We start from the raw sequence: 17,275 nt of genomic DNA, 5'->3' as shown, positions 1-17,275 counted from the left end.
CGCTCTATCCGCCGCGATCGGGATCGTCGCCGGGTGCCTGTCGTGCTCTGGCAGCAAGATAGCTCTTGAGCTTCGCCAGCGCTTCAGCCGACCAATCGTTGACATCGGTGACCGCGACCCAGGCATCCACATAATGCTCGGGCGCGTAGACATGGCCAAAGCCCATCGGCGTGTGGGTTGCGACCGCCATGTCGAGCGCGAGTTGCAGCATGGTGACGATTGGATACCATCGCAGCTCCGGTGACACGTCGGGCCCGCGCGGCGGGTTCATCCAGGCTGGGGCCCGATAGGCATCGCGGTAGGCGAAGAACGTGATCGCGTCGCTGGCATATTGCAGATAGACGACCCGCATCGGTCCCCAGGGCGTATCCGGCGGCACCGTCGGCCCATTCTGGTTCATGAAGCGCACGAAGCGACTGTCGCGGAATTGCGGCAGCCAGGCCGGCGAGCCCGGATTTCGGTTGTCGGTGATCGAGCGCCAGATGCGGCTCTCGAACGGCGCACCGCTCCACATCGCGCCCGCAATGGGATCGCCGATCGTCTCGAACAGCTCTGCTGACTTCTCCGAGTTCATGGCGCCGAGGCTAAGCCCATGCAGATACAGCTTCGGCCGCCGCTCCTTCGGCAGCGTCGTCCAGTAGCCGTAGATTTCGGCGAACAGGGCACGCGCAGCTTCTGCGCCGTATTCGGGCTGAAACAACAGCGACAGCGGACTGTTGAGATAGGAGTACTGCATCGCGACGCTGGCGACATCGCCATGGTGGAGATATTCGACCGTATCCATCGCGGCCGGATCGATCCAGCCCGTGCCAGTCGGCGTGATGACGATCAGGACCTTGCGTTCAAAACCGTGCTGGCGCTTGAGCTCGTCGAGCGCAAGCCTGGCGCGAGCCTGCGCCGTGTCGCGGGCCGCAAGGCCCACATAGACGCGCACGGGCTCCAGCGCGGGGCGTTCCGTGACAGCGCTGATCTCGGCAGCGGTCGGGCCTGAGGCAACGAACCGGCGTCCCATGCGCCCGAGCTCCGTCCACTTCACCAGGGATGCCGGACCGCCTGTCTTGTCGGCCGCGGTCGGCTGCGGGCGCTCGGGTTCGAACAGAACGTCGAGCTCGCGGAAGGAAGAATCGAGTGCGTTGAAGGCGGTGCGGATCAGGACGTTGCTCGCGATCGACCAGAACAGCAGACCTGCGACGATGACGCCGATGACGTTGGCGAGCTTGCGCGGAATGGCGCGCCGTGTGCCGACAGCGAGGATGTGGGCCAGAAGTGCGAACAATCGCCCAAGCACCAGCAGCACCACGAACGTGACCAGGGCGATGATGGAGACCTTGAGCGGATGGGCCGTCTCGACCGGCGCCATCTTCATCACGTCACGGATTGCATTCTGCCATGCGGTCGTGCGCCAGAGCGCCGCGAGGACGACGAGCAGGCAGCTGGCGGCGACAAGCGCATTCGCGAGGGATCTTGCACGCGCCGACGGCCCGGGCAGCTCGAGATAGTGCCACAGCCGCCGCCACAGCACGCCGGCGAAATAGCCGATTGCAAAGCAGCCGCCAGCCAGCGCTCCTTGCGTCAGATAGCTGCGCGGGATCAACGTCGGCGTCAGCGCTGCCGCGAAGAACAGCGCACCCAGCATGAGGCCGACGCCGGACAGCGAAAGCAATTGCCGCCGAATGAAGCGCGCGAGAGTCATCAAAGTCTCTGTCAGGCTCACGTCCCCGGCCGCGACACCTCGGTTTCCTTGCTGGTGATGAACTCCAGCAGCACGGGCACGCCTTCCCTGGTCTTCTGGATGCCGCGCTTGATCGCGGGGATGATATCATCAGGCCTCGTCACGCGCTCGCCATAGCCGCCGAAGGCGCGCGCCATCGCGGCGTAGTCGCCGGAAATGTCGGTCGAGCGGTATTTCTCGGTCGAGATCGGCATCACCTTCAACTCGATCGCCATCGAGAAATTGTTGAGCAGGATCGACATGATCGGGATGCGTTCGCGCACCGCCGTCTCGAAATCCATGCCGGTGAAACCAATGGCCGCATCGCCCCAGACATTGATGCAGAGCTTGTCGGGCTTTGCCAGCTTAGCGCCCATCGCAAGGCCAAGGCCGTAGCCGAGCTGAGTCGTCTTGCCCCAGCCGAGATAGGAGAGCGGCGTCACCGCCTTCCAGAACGGCGAGAGCTGGTCGCGCGGGCTGCCGGCATCATGGGTGATGATGGTGTTGTCGATGTCGACGGTGTGCTGCAAGTCCCATAGCACGCGATAGGGACTGAGCGGCGCGTCATTGCTGGTGAGTTTCGGCATCCATTTCGCCAGCCACTCCTTATGCGAGGCCGCGATCTCGGCTGCGACCGCAGAGGCATCGCGGTCGGCAGTGACGGTCTTGCCGATCTCCTCCAGCAATGCATCGAGCACGAGGCCGGCATCGCCGACGAGGCCGATCCTGGCTTCGACATCCTTGTTGAGGTGGTTCGGGTCGAGCGTGGAGTGGATGATGGTCTTGCCCTTCGGAATGGCGATGCCGAAGCTCGTCTCGGTGAAGGAGCAGCCGACGCCGAAAATGACGTCGGCCTCGGCGAGGAATTTGGGCACCGCGCGCGGCACGGCGAGGCCACCGGAGCCAAGCGAGAGCGGATGCGTCTCGGGGAATGACGATTTGCCCCCTAAGCTGGTGGTGACAGGAATCGCCAGCCGTTCCGCCAGCCGCTTTAATTGCGGCCACGCCTGCGCGTAGTGCACGCCCTGGCCGGCATAGATCACCGGACGCTTGGCATTGACGAGCAGGGCGGCCGCTTCCCTCACATGCACGGGGTCCGCGCCATAGCGGGTGCGCAGCACCGGCGTGTAGTTCAGCGGCTCCGGCACCTCCTCGTTCCACATGTCGGAGGGGATCTCGACGATCACGGGACCGCCGCGGCCGTTCTTCAATTTGGTGAAGGCGCGGCGAAAGATGTTGGTCACTTCCGCGGCGAGGATGATCGGCTCGGACGATTTCGCAAACGGCTTCATCGCCTCGCTGGAGTTGAAGTTCGGCTCGATATGCGCAAGCCGGCGCGGATAGCCCATCGGCAGCACCAGCACGGGAACGGATTCGCCAAAGCACTGGGCGACGCCGCCCATCGCGTTCTCCGCGCCGGGCCCGTGCTGCATGCAGAACGCGCCGATCGTACGCCCCGACGTGACGCGCGAGATCGCATCCGCCATGTGCACGCCGACGCGTTCCTGCCGCACCATCACGGGGCGGATCTCGGCCTTTGCCGCGTGCTCGATCAGATGGTTGACGGGATAACCGCAGAGGACCTCGATCCCCTCGCGCCGCATGATTTCCGCAATCGCGGTGCCGAGCCTCATGGCGTCTCTCTCCTCAGGCTGGCCGGTTGCTCCGGCTGTTGGGCAGAGAGGATCAGGAAATTGCGGGAGGGTAAAGCGCGGGCGGGGGACGTTCGCGGTAGGTCAGCCATGCAGTGCCCTCCATCCGGGCTACCAAGCTTGGCGACCGTCCTATTTGCAGTTCTTGCAAATCGTCAGCTTGCGCTTCAACGCCTCGTCTTCCTGATCGACCAATGACTGCGCGTCGAGGCCGTTTGCGGCGCGTGACCTCGCAGGCGGCGTCACCTGGCTTGGTGCGTCGTGGTCGTCAGTGCCGACGCTGAAGCCGTCGTAGTCGGCGGCGGCTGCAGGGCTCGGCAATTGTGGAAGCCCGCTGGTCGCCGGAGTCGACGGCACGCTGGCGGACGTTCTCGGCGAATTCTTCGTCCCGGCATGCGGCGACGAGGCACTGGGCGGAGTCAACGAAACCGGCGGCGTGGCCGAGTTCTGTCCTCTGGCGCTATCTTGTGACCAGGCGCCGATCAAGGTGAGGCTGAAAGCCAGGAGCAACGCGCGTCTCGTGTGCATCTTTCAAATGGCCTTGGTTCAACGAGCGACGGGCAGGGGTCATCGAGCCGCGCCGGGAACAATATCAGCAGTGACATGCTCGTCAAACTTGACGGAAATGGGAGCAAGCCGAGCGGGATGTCGCCTTGTCGCCGGCAACGTTTGACCCACGTCAAGCCGGCAGCTGCTTGTAACATGGCATGATGATGGTGGTGACGAGATGATGCGTCCTCATCGTACAGGGACTCCCAGGAACCTCCATGAGATCGTCGGCGATGCTCGGGCTGACCGCGTCCGAAGCACAGGCCCGGCTGAAGGCCGAAGGCTTCAACGAGCTGCCACGCACGGGCCGGCGGACGATCCTGCGCCTCGTCATCGAGGTGCTGCGCGAGCCCATGCTGCTGTTGCTGCTGGCGGGCGGCCTGATCTATTTCGTTCTGGGTGATCTCGGTGAGGCGTTGCTGCTTCTTGTATTCGCATCGATCTCGATCGTCATCACGATCGTGCAGGAGGCGCGCACCGAGCGTGTGCTCGACTCGTTGCGCGATCTGACCAGCCCGCGCGCGCTGGTGATCCGTGGCGGCGAACGCATCCGGATTCCCGGTCGCGAGGTCGCTCGCGGCGACCTGATTGTGCTCTCCGAGGGGGATCGCGTGGCAGCTGACGCCACCGTCCTTCGATCCATCGATCTCCTGCTGGATGAATCGCTGCTGACGGGGGAATCGGTTCCGGTCAGAAAACAGGCCTTGCCGTCACCCGAAGGATTGATAGCGCCGCATGCCGGTGGCGACGACCAGCCATTCGTGTTCTCCGGCACGCTGGTGGTTCGCGGCAGCGGGATGGCCGAAGTGACTTCGACAGGCGTCCTGAGCGAGATCGGCAAGATCGGACAATCGCTGCATTCACTGGCGGCGGAAGCGCCCCGCCTGCAACAGCAGACGACGCGGTTGGTGGCGACATTCGCCATCGCCAGCGCCTTCGTGATCGGGTTGACCGTGCTTCTGTATGGGCTTTATCGCGGCGGCTGGCTGGAGGGCGTGCTAGCCGGCATCGCGCTCGGCATGTCGATGCTCCCGGAGGAAATCCCTGTCGTCCTGACGGTGTTCCTCGCCATGGGTGCATGGCGCATCTCCCAGGCGCGCGTGTTGACGCGGCGCGCCTCGGCCATTGAATCGCTGGGCGCCGCGACCGTGCTCTGCACGGACAAGACCGGCACGCTTACGGAAAACCGCATGACCGTTGCACGCCTGGTACTGCCCGACGGTGCGCAATACACGCCTGATACCGCGGTGCGCGCGGCGCCCGCGTTCGATCCGTTGATCGAGACCGGCGTGCTGGCCTGCGTCCGGGAGCCGTTCGATCCCATGGAGAAGGCGTTGCATTTGCTGGCCTCTGACGCCGGCGCGGGCCGGCGGCTCGTACAGAGCTATGGCTTGCGTCCCGACCTGCTCGCCATGTCGAATGTGTGGTGCGGCAGCGGCAACGAATGCGTCGTTGCGGCGAAGGGCGCGCCCGAGACGATCGGCATGCTTTGCGGAATGAGCGCGGAAGAGCTGGCTGAATTGCGGGCGCGCGTCGACGCGCTTGCGCAGGAAGGGCTCCGTGTGCTCGGTGTGGCGCGGGCGAGTTGGGCGGGCGGCGATCTTCCAGAGACGCAACGCGGCTTTTCCTCTGGCTTTTGCGGCCTGATCGGCTTTGCCGATCCGCTGCGACTGCAAGTCAAGGACGCCATTGCCGAATGCCGCTCCGCAGGCATCCACGTGGTCATGATAACAGGCGATTATCCCGCGACCGCGTCGGCGATTGCGATGCGGGCGGGCCTCGATCCGGAACGTGTCGTGACAGGAGCGGATGTCGAAGCCATGGCCGATGCCGAACTCGCCCGCGCGGCGCGCGGACGGGCCGTCTTCGCGCGAATAGCGCCGGCCCAGAAACTGCGCATCGTCAATGCGCTCAAGGACACCGGCGAGATCGTCGCCATGACGGGCGACGGCGTCAATGATGCTCCCTCGCTGAAGGCTGCCCATATCGGCATCGCCATGGGCGGTCGCGGCACCGATGTGGCGCGCGAAGCATCCTCGATCGTTCTGCTCGACGACGATTTCGGCTCGATCGTGAAGGCGATCCGGCTCGGCCGCCGGATCTACGACAATCTGCGCAAGGCGATGAGCTTCATCCTCGCGGTCCACATTCCGATCGCAGGACTTGCGCTGTTGCCGCTGCTCACAGGGATGCCTCTGCTGTTCGGCCCCGTTCACATCGCGTTTCTCGAGATGATCATCGATCCCGTCTGCTCACTGGTCTTCGAAGCCGAGACCGAGGAGTGGGACGTCATGCAGCGGCCGCCGCGTTCGCCTGACGAGCCGTTATTGCCAAGGTCGCTGCTGGTCTGGTCGCTGCTGCAGGGAGGCCTGGCTCTGGTTCTCACCGGCGGCGTGATGGTGACGGCAAACCGCTACGGCATGCCGGCGAACGAGGTGCGTGCGCTGACCTTCTTCTCGCTAGTGCTGGTGATCGTAAGCCTGATCTTCGTCAACCGCTCGTTCTCGACCTCGCTCGTCGAAGCGTTCACCCGGCCGAACCGCACGCTCGTCGTCATCGTCATGTTTGTGATGTCGGTGCTTGGCCTGAGCCTGGTGTGGCCGCGTGCGGCGGACCTGTTCCGCTTTGGTCCCCTGCATGTGGATGATCTCGCCGTCACGGCCGTGGTCGCGTTCGTCTGCCTCGTGTTGCTGGAGCTGTCGAAATACCCGTTGCGTCGCCGCGCGCCGACTTCAGGGGCGGCTTGAGCAGCGTGGCCCGGATGCGCAGGGCACGCTATGCCTTCTCGTCCAGGGCGCGGCGGAGGCGTCGGATGATGACGCCGCGGGCGCGGTCGTCGGCGGCCGCTGCAAGCCTGTCGTTGATGTCGAGCGTGAGCTCCGACATCTCGTTGTGCCAGTCGAGCCGGGTCACGGCCTCGGGCGCGAGCCGCCGGCGATGATCGACGTCGATCACGCGCGGTTCGGGGGCGGCCAGTTCATAGATGTCGTCCAGGATCGGCTGGTAGACCTTCGCCGCCGGAATGATGCGTTCGCCGACGCGCTCGGCCAGGCCCGCGATGGCGCTTTCCTCGCCGTGGACCAGGAACAGCCCGCGGGAAATGGGGCGGCGTGCCGCGATCCAGCCAGCCATGCCCGCGCCGTCGGCATGTCCCGAATATTCATCGATCATGCGGATCCGTGCCGCGACCCGGATTTCCTCGCCCTGGATGCGCACGGCCTTCGCGCCGTTCTGCAGAAAGCGGCCGAGCGTGCCACTGGCCTGGAAACCGGCGAGCAGCACGGTCGCGCGCTCGTTCCAGAGCCAGCGCTTCAGATGATGGCGGATGCGTCCGGCATCGCACATGCCGCTGGCCGCGATGATGATGTGAAATCCGCTGAGCCGCATGATCGCCTTGCTCTCGTCGGCGGTCTCGGTGAATTTGAGATGCGGCGAGTTGAGCAGGCGGTCGGCGTCGACGCTCGGGTCGAGGCTCGCGGCGTTCCGGCGGAAGACTTCGGTGGCCCGGATCGCCAGCGGCGAGTCGAGGAAGATCGGCGCGGTCGGAATCTCGCCGTGCTCCATCAGGTCGACCAGGTCGACGATCAGCTCCTGGGTGCGCTCGACCGCGAAGGCCGGGATCAGCAGTGCGCCTCCACCCGCGGCGGCCTCGCGCACCTCGGCGGCAAGATGCTGGCGGCGGAGCGCAGGTGTCGTGGCGGCTCGCAAGCGGTCGCCATAGGTGGATTCGGCGATGACATAGTCGAGGTCTGCAGGCGCTTCGGGATCGGGCTGCAGCAGCTTGGCCTCCGGCCCGACATCGCCGGAAAGCAACACGCGAAGCGGGCGCGGCGAACCTTGCTCGGCGATTTCGAGCTCGATCGAGGCGGAGCCGAGCAAATGGCCGGCATTCCAGTAGCGCGCACGGACGCCCGGGATCACGTCGATCCAGTGTTCATAATCGACCGCGCGAAACGATTGTAGCGATGCGACCGCGTCGGCCTGTGTGTAGATCGGCTCGACTTCCTTGCGACCGCGGGCCTTGTTGCGCCGGTTCAGCTGCGCGACTTCCGACTCCTGGATGCTGCCGGCGTCCGGCAGCATGTAGGAGCAGAGGTCGATCGTGCCACGCGTCGCCAGGATCGGCCCCGCAAATCCTTCGCGCACGAGCTTCGGCAGCAGGCCGCTGTGGTCGATATGGGCGTGCGTGAGCAGGACCGTCCGGATATCGGCAGGACGGAACGGGAATGCGCCGTAATTGAGCTCCTTGAGTGTCTTCTGTCCCTGGAACAGGCCGCAATCGACCAGGAAGCGGCCCGCGGCGGTCTGGAACAGATAGCTGGAGCCGGTCACGGTGCGGGCAGCCCCGCAGAAGCGAACGGTGATGCTCATCTCGTCGTCTCCCGCGAACGTGTCGTGCCGAGTTCGGACCGCAAGGCGGCGGCGAGAACCTCGTCGAGCGCGATCGCATTGGTTGGATGCGGCACGCTGTCGGTCGAACGGATCGACCGGATGCCGGCGTCGTTGAATGCGGTGACCATTGCGGCCGGAAACAGCGCGTGCGTCACGACCGCATCGATGGCCGTTGCGCCCATCGCCCGCAGCGCCCGCGCTGCAACCGCTAAGGTCGCTCCCGAGGACACGATGTCGTCGACCATCAGCGCCGGCCGCCCCGCGAGCAGCATCGGATCGGCGAAATCGATGTCGACGGAGCGATCGCCATGCCGTGTCTTGCGGGCCACCGTGTGCTGCAGCCGCAGCCGGCCCGCGAGATCGTTCACCCAGGGCTCGGACTCGGCGTCGGGACCGATCAGGACCGTCGCGGGATCGATGCCATCAGCGGCGAGGGCATCCGCGATCGCCGGCATGGCGGACAGGTTCTCCGCCTCGATATCGGGAAATACGGACCTGATGTCGGGCGTACGATGCAAATGCGCGTCCACGGTGACGACGCGGTCCACAAGCGTTGCGAGCAGGCGGCCCATGGCGCGCTGGCTGATGGCTTCGCCGGGATGAAACGCGATGTCCTGCCGCATGTAGCAGAGGTAGGGCGCGACCAGTACCAGCCGCCTGGCGCCATCGCGCCGCAGCGCCTCCGCGGCGAACAGCAGGGCGATCAGCTTGTCATTGGGTTGATCGAGCGAGGCAAAAAGGATGGTGGTGTCTGCTGCCGGCGCGACCGTGACGCGCAGCTCGCTGTCCGGAAAGCGGTGCAGGGCGATTTCGTCGCAGGCGAGCCCAAGCCCAACGCCAAGCCGCGCCGCAAGCCGCTTTGCCGCGCTGGCGCCGGAGGGCAGGGCTTGAAGGGCGATCGTGCTCACGACTGCGCCCTGCCTTGGAGCGCCTCATGACCGTTGAGGATGTAGCCGCTCTCCTGCCGGGCGGCCGATGCGGCCAGATCATGCTCGGGCCCGTCGAACGTGTAGACGCGATAGAGCGGCTCACCCTGCTCGACGCGGTCGCCGATCTTCTTGAACAGGCGGATGCCGGCCCCTTTGTCGAGCGGCGCACCCGCGGTGCGGGCGAGGCGGTTCAGTCGCAGGCAGTCGATCGCGGACACCACGCCGTCATGCGCCGCCTTGACGTCGAAGCTGATGGGTCCGAGGTCGGTGCTGCATTTCGAGGGGCCCTGGGCGTCGATGATCTTCTGCATCTGCTTCAGCGCGGCGCCGCTCTCCAGCAGTTCGCGCGCACGTGCATAGCCGGCGCCGCCACGCAGCTTCGGATCGTATTCCAGCAGATGGGCGGCGAGGCGGAGCGATTTCTCGCGCAGATCGCGCGGTGCATCGGCTTCGTTGCCGAGCACTGCCATCACGTCGTTGGCTTCGAGCACCGGCCCGATGCCGTTGCCGATCGGCTGGCGGCCGTCGGTTGTGATCACCTCGACCGAGCGGCCGAACCGGTCGCCGACGAATTCGAACAGCTTTCGCAGCCGCATCGCGTCGATCGCGGTGGTGACTTTCGCGGTTGGCCCGACCGGAATGTCGATCAACAGATGTGTCGATCCCGCCGCGATCTTCTTGGACATGATGGAGGCGACCATCTGTTCGCGGGTGTCCAGGCTGAGCGGGCGCTCGACCGAGATCAGCACGTCGTCGGCCGGCGACAGGTTCACGTGCCCGCCCCAGATCAGGCATCCGTTGCAGGAGGAGACGATCGACTTCATCTCCTCGACGCCGACATTCACCCGCGCCAGCACCTCCATCGTGTCGGCCGTTCCCGCCGGCGAGGTGATGGCGCGCGAGGAGGTCTTCGGGATCGGCAGGCCGTGGGCCGCGACGATCGGCACCACGACCATCGAGGTGCGGTTGCCGGGAATGCCGCCGATGCAATGCTTGTCGACCACGATCGGGTCCGGCCACACCAGCTGCGTGCCGACTTGGGCCATGGCGCCGGTGAGGGCCAGCAGTTCGTCACTGGTGATGAAGCTCGCCGAGCCGATCAGGAAGGCGGCGATCTCCATGTCGGAATAGCGAAAATGGGCGAGGTCGTTGATGATCGCGCTGATCTCCGCCTTGTCCAGTGTTCGACCGCGGATCTTCGCGCGCACCGCCTCGAGGCTTTCTGGTGGCGATGCCGGCGCGACCGTGACCAGGGCGCCGACCGGCTTGCCGAAGCGGTGGAACGCTGGCTCGGAAAGGCCGATTTCGTCCTGGGCCGCCAATGCGTCGTCATCGGTGATCAGCAGCGTTGCGAGCAGCGCCTTGTCGTCCAGCCGAAGCTCGACGCGGCTGAAGCCGCGAAAGATATCGGCACGCAACGCCTTAGATCGCCTGGAAATGACGACGACGTTCTCGCGGCCCGTATCGAGATGGACACGGCGTATTTTGAGCGGGGAGGGTGACAGATCGGGATTCATGAACGGACCGCAAGCTGGGTCCGTCATGCTTAGCTGCCGCCGTCTCGACGGGCTTGACTCAGATCATGGTCCGCGAGATCGGCTGCCCGTTGCGAGCCAACGGGGCCGCGCCTTGCGCGACCGGTGGCTAACAATGGCGAGACGTGATGACGAGACGTGGCCTTACTTCGTGGCCGCGCTGATCGAGTCGAATTTGTTGCTCAGGAGAACGCTGCCGGTGTTGGTCACGACGGTGATGATGGCGAGTGCGATACCGGCGGCAATCAGGCCATACTCGATCGCAGTGGTACCCTTCTCATCGGCAAGAAAAGACCTGAGCACAATCATCGCCAACTCCTGTTCATCCGGTCCAATGTAGGCGCGCGTCGTTATCAAACTGGTAAAGCGATCGATGAGGCGCTTGTCGCGCGTCAAACTGCAGGGCCGGCCGAGCCAGCCTGCAATGTCTTAACGTAACAGCCGTTAAACGAAGGTTTCATTATCCGCTTCAAATGAGCGGAAGCAGCCCGGCCTCAGCTGCTTGTGGTGTGTCCCGGCGCACCTTTGCGCGGACGTCCCAGCGCTGCCGCGAGGCGTCCGAACAGATCGCGCACGACATGCGGCCGCGTCCGCAGCACCGTATCGGCGATGCGCTCTTCCTCGGCCGTGTCACTCACGATGCCGATGTAGTTCTTCCTTGCGTCCTGCTGCGGCACGGAGGTGCGAACCCTGGCTCAATCGATGGCGAACCATGGTGCCCGCAAAGGCAATCAGCGGTTAATTTCGTATCCCGTAGGAATACCCGGTGCGGCAAGATGGCATCGTCGTGCCAAACATGACCCCGCCGCTTAAGGGTTTGTTGAGGCTGTTCGTCAACCGGTCGGCAAGCATGCCGATCACGGCTCAATCGCGCCTTCGGTCCGGATTCAACGCGCGCAACATGCCGATGCGGGCGAACAGCAGCCAGCCGCCGCCGGTCTCCGCTGCGTTGATCAGCATCTCGATTGCGGTCTGCCAGCGCGGCTCCTGCTGCTCGTCCTCGGGCAGCCGCATAATGAAGTCAGCGGCCTCCTGCAGCGTGCGCAGGCTGCGTCCGCCGCGCAAGCCGATCGGGTCGGCGAACGGCGTCGACCAGGGCATGTCAGGCCGCTCGATCAGAAAGGGAAGACGTCACGGCGCGGCCGGCGATGTGATGCGGTCAGCCGGCCTTCTTGGTTCGTGCCGTCGTCGCGCGCACCGGCTTGTCGACCTTCTTCGGCTGGGCTTCCTTCGCCGCTGCGTCTTTGCCGCCCTTGCCGGAGATCGGCAGCAACATCTCGCGCTGGCCCTCGGCGCGCTTCTTCGGCTTCTTGGCCTTTGCGGTTTCCTTGACGGTCTCCTTGGCGACCTTCGCCGCGGGCGCTGCGTCCTTCTCGTTTGCGAGGCTCTTCTTCAGCGCGTCCATCAGATTGATGACGTTGCCGCCGCTCTTCGGCGCGGCCTTGGCCGCGATCGGCGTGCCGGCCCGCTTCTTGTTGATGAGATCGATCAGCGCGGTCTCGTAATGGTCTTCGAACAGCTCGGGCTCGAACGCGCCGGACTTCTTCTCGACGATATGCTTGGCGAGGTCGAGCATGTCCTTCGTCAGCTTCACGTCCTGGATGTCGTCAAAATATTCGGTCTCGCTGCGCACCTCGTAGGGGTAACGCAGCAGCGTGCCCATCAGCCCGCTCTCAAGCGGCTCGAGCGCAATGATGTGCTCGCGGTTGGTCAGCACCACGCGGCCGATCGCGACCTTGTCCATGCTGCGGATGGTCTCGCGGATCACAGCATAGGCGTCGTGGCCGACCTTGCCGTCGGGCACGAGATAGTAGGGGCGGATCAGATAGCGGTTGTCGATGTCGGCCTTCGGCACGAACTCGTCGATCTCGATCGTGTGGGTCGAATCCAGCGCGATGTCGTCGAGCTCGTCCTTGGTGACCTCGATATAGGTGTCTGTGTCGACCTTGTAGCCCTTGACGATGTCCTCGGAGGTCACCTCGTCACCGGTCTCGGCATCGACCTTCAGATACTTGATCCGGTGGCCGGTCTTGCGATTGATCTGGTTGAACGAGACCTTCTCGGTATCCGACGTGGCCGGATACAGCGCGACCGGGCAGGTCACGAGCGAGAGACGCAGAAAACCCTTCCAATTGGCGCGGGGGGCCATGGGCTACTCCAAACGCAACAGGGACAGACCTATGAGAATACCATCGGGGAACACCGAATCATACAGAGGTTCGGTCGGAATCTTGCAACTGCGTTAACCAGCCGCTCATCCCAGCTGATCGGGCCGATCCAGTCCTAAAAGCCGGAACATCAAATCGGATGGGGCGTTGGCTCGGGACATAGGGCCGTGAGGAGGTCGCGGCCATCGGAGGCGACATCCAGGATTGAGGTCACCATGGCAACCACGCGCGAGGACCGTCAGATCGTCGAAACAGCGACCGAGGCACGTCAGGCCGAACCTGGGCCGTCGGTGGCCGCGCTGCTCGCCATTTCGACCGGGCTTGCGATCCTGATCCTTGCCGTCATCTGGTTCGTGTTCTTCCGGACCTGACGGCTATGTCGATGGCAAATTGACAGGAAGGGCGGACCTTCCGAATAGCCGCGATACGCGGCAGATTGCGCCCGTCACGCCGCCGGTTGGTCCGGTGGCCTGACGGGCGCAGTCGCATTGACTGAGACCATCGGTATATGACCAAAAAGTAACGCGGGCGGTTCCCCGCGTTCATATTCAGTTCACGCCGGAATTGCTCATCTGGTGCGATGTTGATGCGGCCTATTTCTGGAGAGAAGCGTGCGCCTGCTTGTTGTTGAGGACGACCCTGATCTCAATCGCCAGCTCACCAAAGCGCTGACGGACGCCGGCTACGTCGTCGATCGCGCCTTCGACGGTGAAGAGGGGCATTATCTCGGCGACAACGAACCGTACGACGCCGTGGTGCTCGATATCGGTCTGCCGAAGAAGGACGGCATCTCGGTGCTGGAGGCCTGGCGCCGCAACGGCCGCACCATGCCGGTTTTGATCCTCACCGCGCGCGACCGCTGGAGCGACAAGGTGCAGGGCTTCGATGCCGGCGCCGACGATTATGTACCAAAGCCGTTCCATCTGGAGGAGGTGCTGGCACGCATCCGCGCGCTGCTGCGCCGCTCGACCGGCCACGCCCAGAGCGAGCTCTCTTGCGGACCCGTCACGCTGGACACGCGCACCGGCCGGGTCAGCGTGTCGGGCAATCCCGTGAAAATGACCTCGCACGAATATCGGCTTCTGGCCTACCTCATGCACCATTCGGGGCGCGTGGTGTCGCGCACCGAGCTGGTCGAGCATCTCTACGACCAAGATTTTGACCGCGACTCCAACACGATTGAGGTCTTTGTCGGCCGCATCCGCAAGAAGCTCGACGTCGACATCATCCAGACCGTCCGCGGCCTCGGCTATCTCCTGACCCCGCCGCCGGCCCCTGGCGCCTGAGGCGTGTGGGCTTGACGGGCGGCCCGACACGGGCCTTGGTCCTGACATGACCGCCGACGCCATGCCACCACCTCGCGCTTCCGGGATCATTCCGATGCCCGCCAGCTCGCTTGCGAACCGCCTGTTCCTGTCGGCGACCGCCTGGCTCGTGGTGATCCTGGCCATCACAGGCGTGGTGCTGTCGTCGGTCTACAAGAACGCGACTGAGCGCGCCTTCGACCGCCGGCTCAACCTCTATCTGCGCACCCTGATCGCCGAGGTCGCCACTCCCGACGAGCCGCCGGATCGCCAGTTCCAGTCGCTCGGCGAGCCTCTGTTCGAGCTGCCGCTGTCGGGCTGGTACTGGCAGATCACCCGCACTGACACTGAGAAGCCGGAGGTGCGCTCCTCGCGCTCGCTGTGGGACAAGAAGCTGCCGAAGCTGGAAGATCAGGGCACCGAGCTCACGGCCGCCGGCATTCGCCTCGCTTATGTCGACGGGCCGGAGGGCCAAAATCTGCGTATGGTCGAGCGTCCGGTCGATCTCGGCGCCGACGGCAAATATCTCGTCAGCGTCGCCGGCGATTCCACCGAGATCTTCGACGAAACGCGTAGTTTCGACTATTACCTCGGCGGCACCTTCACCGCGCTCGGCATCGTGCTGCTGCTGACCACCGTGTTCCAGGTCCGCTTCGGTCTTGCACCGCTCAAGCGCATCTCGGAAGCCATCGCCGACATTCGCTCCGGGCGAGCGGAGCGGCTCGAGGGCGAATTCCCGGTCGAGATTGCGCCGCTCGCGCGTGAGACCAACGCGCTGATCGATGCCAACAGGGAGATCGTCGAGCGCGCCCGCACCCATGTCGGCAATCTCGCCCATGCGATCAAGACGCCGCTGTCCGTGATCGTCAACGAGGCCGGCACGCACGCGGCGGATCCGTTCGCGGCCAAGGTGATGGAGCAGGCGGACGTGATGCGCAGCCAGCTCGCGCATCATCTGGAGCGGGCCCGCATCGCGGCGAGGGTCTCGATCGTCGGCACCGTGACGGAGGTTGCCCCCGCCATCGAGGCGCTGCGGCGGACCATGGAGAAGATCTATCGCGGCCGCGGCATCGCGGTCGAGGCCAAGGCCGATCCGTCGGCGAAATTCCGGGGCGAGCGCCAGGATCTGGAGGAGATGGTCGGAAATCTCGTCGACAATGCCTGCAAATGGGCCGCCTCGCGGGTCTTCATCGAGGTTTTGGTCGAGCCGCCTGATCAGGCGGGCGCCGGCCCCAGGCTGCGGCTGATCGTCGATGACGACGGGCGCGGCCTCTCGGAGGCCGAACGCGCCCAGGTCTCCCGGCGCGGCCAGCGGCTCGACGAATCGAAGCCGGGTTCTGGGCTCGGGCTCTCGATCGTGACCGACCTTGCCGCGCTGTACGGCGGCAGCCTCTCACTTGGCAGCGCGCCGATCGGGGGCCTGCGGGCCGAGCTGGTGCTGCCCGGAATTTAATCCTCTGATTTGCCACGATTATTTGGGTTTCCGGCAGGAACCCAAGGGTTTCGAAGCGACTTCCTCAACGGCTTCTTAAGGCGCTCCCACCTATGATCGGGGAGGACGCATCTCACGTCTGCCATTTTACCGTGCATCACCCGGGCGCATGAGCCAGACATCGATCGAGCGGCTGAGGGAATATCTCGCGCAGCTCCCGCCGCAGGCGCAGGCGCTGCTGATGCGGGAGTTCGAACGCGCGCTTGAGCGCGGCCAGGACACGGCTGTCGCGACCCTCGTGCTCGATCAGTTGCGCAGGATCGTGCGCAAGAGCGAAGCCGACGAAGCCCCGCCGCCACGAACCGATGATCTGTCACGGTTGCTGTTCCAGGTGCTGGAACCGTTCCTGGTGGAGGCTGGCGTTCCGATCCGGGTCGGCCAAATTCGCCGCTCCTCGCTGCATCCGATCTGGCAATGGCTTGGCCGCGATGGCGTCCCCGACAAGATCAGCGAATTCGAGGCGGCGCTGGCGCGCATGCCGGCGACGGACAGTTCAGGGCAGGTCGAAGCCCTGGCACTCAAGCTCCAGGCCGTGGCCGCGGACGCCATCTTCGAGCTAACGGGCCCGGGCGGCGGCGACAAGTCACGTGCGCTCGCCCGCGTCGGTCCGCCCAACGTGATCGAGGACCTCTATTCGATCGGCGCAGTGCTCGCCGTTCGCGAGGCCCTGGGCACGCTCAATGAAAAGCTGCCGCGCTTCCTGCGTGCGTTCGGCGATCCCCAGATCGCCTCGGTGACCGCTGCGCTCAACATTCCAGTGCTGCAGACGCCTCAAATGCTGCCCTTTGCGCTGACCGTGGTGGTCCAGCGCATGACCGCGCCGTGGCAGATCATTCGCCTCGCCATCAAGATCGCTGCGTCCGACGACGAGATCCGCGTCGCGGCGACCCCGTATGGCGTCGCGGTCACGATGGCGTTGCACGATCTGTCCCGCGTTGCCGCCAATTTGCGCATGGACATCAAGCGCGGCCATTTCGAGACCGTCGCCGACAATCTGAAGACGCTGCACGACGGCGTCCGCGGCCTGCGCACCGAGCTCGACCTGCGCAACGACTCCCCCTGGGGCAAGCAGCTGACCTCGATCCGGGCCGACATCTCCAATGCCCTGCAATCGGAGATCGACAGCGTTCCCGGCCGGGTTCGCCGTATCCTGCGCCAGCGCCCCGAAAAGGACATCCCGCCCGGAGCACGGATCGACACCACCGAAGTCGAGGAAACCGTGGCGCTGATCGATTTCGTCGCGACCTGCCGCAACTATGCCAGCGAACTTGCGATCAACGAGGTGACGCTGCGCACCTATTCCGACCTCCAGCAATATGTCGAACGCTCGACCGAGCAGGCGGTGCAGTCGCTGCGCGGTGCAGATCACAAGGTCCGCGCCTATCGGCAGCAGCAGGTGCAGGCCGCGATCCGCTTCTGCCAGGTGCTGTTCGGCGATGATTACGCCTCGCTGATGAGCCGCGCCGCGGAGAACGCCGCGACTGGCGAGCGCAAATCGACGCGCGCAAGCTGATTCAAGCGCATCCTTTCGTGATCACAATTT

The 17,275-nt window shown here is 64.9% G+C and carries 14 protein-coding genes and 1 pseudogene; 5 read left to right on the top strand and 10 right to left on the bottom strand.

Going from position 1 to position 17,275, the window contains the following annotated elements; translation table 11 throughout:
- Positions 1-4: 4 nt before the first annotated feature.
- The 3 genes and pseudogenes from L6639_RS05070 to L6639_RS43225 form a co-directional block, all read right to left on the bottom strand.
- Positions 5-1,693, bottom strand: a complete 1,689-nt coding sequence (locus L6639_RS05070) for an alpha/beta hydrolase (protein ID WP_237859319.1) — start codon at positions 1,691-1,693, stop codon at positions 5-7.
- Between the two features lie 17 nt (positions 1,694-1,710).
- Positions 1,711-3,354, bottom strand: a pseudogene (locus L6639_RS05065) (thiamine pyrophosphate-requiring protein); the annotation flags it as partial.
- Between the two features lie 141 nt (positions 3,355-3,495).
- Complete coding sequence (locus tag L6639_RS43225; RefSeq protein ID WP_333909316.1) at positions 3,496-3,684, bottom strand: hypothetical protein; 189 nt, start codon at positions 3,682-3,684, stop codon at positions 3,496-3,498.
- A 446-nt stretch (positions 3,685-4,130) separates the two neighbouring features.
- On the opposite strand from L6639_RS43225, the gene L6639_RS05055 reads away from it, so the two are divergent.
- Entirely contained in the window at positions 4,131-6,659 is a 2,529-nt protein-coding gene (locus tag L6639_RS05055) for a cation-translocating P-type ATPase (RefSeq protein ID WP_237859314.1), read from the top strand.
- Positions 6,660-6,687: 28 nt separating this feature from the next.
- Here the strand turns inward: L6639_RS05055 and L6639_RS05050 are convergent, their stop codons facing one another.
- The 7 genes from L6639_RS05050 to ku all read right to left on the bottom strand — a co-directional run bounded on the left by L6639_RS05050 (position 6,688) and on the right by ku (position 12,917).
- Positions 6,688-8,283 carry an MBL fold metallo-hydrolase gene (locus L6639_RS05050; RefSeq protein ID WP_237859312.1) on the bottom strand — a complete coding sequence of 532 codons (1,596 nt, stop codon included), beginning with the start codon at positions 8,281-8,283 and terminating at the stop codon, positions 6,688-6,690.
- Complete coding sequence (locus tag L6639_RS05045; protein WP_237859310.1) at positions 8,280-9,212, bottom strand: ribose-phosphate pyrophosphokinase; 933 nt, start codon at positions 9,210-9,212, stop codon at positions 8,280-8,282. Before L6639_RS05045 ends, L6639_RS05050 begins: the two co-directional genes overlap by 4 nt.
- Positions 9,209-10,750: a thymidine phosphorylase family protein gene (locus L6639_RS05040; RefSeq protein WP_237859470.1), complete on the bottom strand. Its 1,542-nt coding sequence runs from the start codon at positions 10,748-10,750 to the stop codon at positions 9,209-9,211. The genes L6639_RS05045 and L6639_RS05040 overlap by 4 nt, the downstream gene beginning before the upstream one ends.
- A gap of 162 nt (positions 10,751-10,912) precedes the next feature.
- The gene (locus L6639_RS05035; RefSeq protein ID WP_237859468.1) at positions 10,913-11,077 is read right to left on the bottom strand and encodes a Flp family type IVb pilin; all 165 of its coding nucleotides are present in this window, start codon (positions 11,075-11,077) and stop codon (positions 10,913-10,915) included.
- Positions 11,078-11,262: 185 nt separating this feature from the next.
- On the bottom strand, positions 11,263-11,445 hold the full coding sequence (locus tag L6639_RS05030; RefSeq protein WP_237859309.1) for a hypothetical protein: 183 nt from the start codon (positions 11,443-11,445) through the stop codon (positions 11,263-11,265).
- 187 nt (positions 11,446-11,632) lie between these two features.
- On the bottom strand, positions 11,633-11,869 hold the full coding sequence (locus L6639_RS05025; protein ID WP_237859307.1) for a hypothetical protein: 237 nt from the start codon (positions 11,867-11,869) through the stop codon (positions 11,633-11,635).
- A gap of 58 nt (positions 11,870-11,927) precedes the next feature.
- On the bottom strand, positions 11,928-12,917 hold the full coding sequence (gene ku / locus L6639_RS05020; protein ID WP_237859305.1) for a non-homologous end joining protein Ku: 990 nt from the start codon (positions 12,915-12,917) through the stop codon (positions 11,928-11,930).
- 234 nt (positions 12,918-13,151) lie between these two features.
- On the opposite strand from ku, the gene L6639_RS05015 reads away from it, so the two are divergent.
- The 4 genes from L6639_RS05015 (at position 13,152) to L6639_RS05000 (ending at position 17,245) form a co-directional block, all read left to right on the top strand.
- Entirely contained in the window at positions 13,152-13,307 is a 156-nt protein-coding gene (locus L6639_RS05015; RefSeq protein WP_200299342.1) for a hypothetical protein, read from the top strand.
- Positions 13,308-13,547: 240 nt separating this feature from the next.
- The gene (locus L6639_RS05010; RefSeq protein ID WP_014496705.1) at positions 13,548-14,222 is read left to right on the top strand and encodes a response regulator transcription factor; all 675 of its coding nucleotides are present in this window, start codon (positions 13,548-13,550) and stop codon (positions 14,220-14,222) included.
- 94 nt (positions 14,223-14,316) lie between these two features.
- A complete protein-coding gene (locus L6639_RS05005; RefSeq protein WP_237859302.1) occupies positions 14,317-15,693 on the top strand; it encodes a sensor histidine kinase in 1,377 nt (458 codons plus the stop codon).
- Positions 15,694-15,841: 148 nt separating this feature from the next.
- Positions 15,842-17,245 (top strand): hypothetical protein, encoded by a 1,404-nt coding sequence (locus L6639_RS05000; protein ID WP_237859300.1) that lies wholly within the window; start codon positions 15,842-15,844, stop codon positions 17,243-17,245.
- Positions 17,246-17,275: the final 30 nt, after the last annotated feature.

This window comes from Bradyrhizobium zhengyangense, from assembly GCF_022012555.1.
Lineage (GTDB): Bacteria > Pseudomonadota > Alphaproteobacteria > Rhizobiales > Xanthobacteraceae > Bradyrhizobium > Bradyrhizobium zhengyangense.
Note: the sequence above shows the minus strand (reverse complement) of the source record. Positions and strands in the feature narration are given on the sequence as shown.

What these genes read in the sequence shown, in the direction of transcription:
- L6639_RS05070 (WP_237859319.1), bottom strand. Translation starts at nt 1,693, where the DNA reads ATGACTCTCGCGCGCTTCATTCGGCGGCAATTGCTTTCGCTGTCCGGC.
- L6639_RS05055 (WP_237859314.1), top strand. Translation starts at nt 4,131, where the DNA reads ATGAGATCGTCGGCGATGCTCGGGCTGACCGCGTCCGAAGCACAGGCC.
- L6639_RS05050 (WP_237859312.1), bottom strand. Translation starts at nt 8,283, where the DNA reads ATGAGCATCACCGTTCGCTTCTGCGGGGCTGCCCGCACCGTGACCGGC.
- L6639_RS05040 (WP_237859470.1), bottom strand. Translation starts at nt 10,750, where the DNA reads ATGAATCCCGATCTGTCACCCTCCCCGCTCAAAATACGCCGTGTCCAT.
- L6639_RS05035 (WP_237859468.1), bottom strand. Translation starts at nt 11,077, where the DNA reads ATGATTGTGCTCAGGTCTTTTCTTGCCGATGAGAAGGGTACCACTGCG.
- L6639_RS05025 (WP_237859307.1), bottom strand. Translation starts at nt 11,869, where the DNA reads ATGCCCTGGTCGACGCCGTTCGCCGACCCGATCGGCTTGCGCGGCGGA.
- ku (WP_237859305.1), bottom strand. Translation starts at nt 12,917, where the DNA reads ATGGCCCCCCGCGCCAATTGGAAGGGTTTTCTGCGTCTCTCGCTCGTG.
- L6639_RS05015 (WP_200299342.1), top strand. Translation starts at nt 13,152, where the DNA reads ATGGCAACCACGCGCGAGGACCGTCAGATCGTCGAAACAGCGACCGAG.
- L6639_RS05005 (WP_237859302.1), top strand. Translation starts at nt 14,317, where the DNA reads ATGCCCGCCAGCTCGCTTGCGAACCGCCTGTTCCTGTCGGCGACCGCC.
- L6639_RS05000 (WP_237859300.1), top strand. Translation starts at nt 15,842, where the DNA reads ATGAGCCAGACATCGATCGAGCGGCTGAGGGAATATCTCGCGCAGCTC.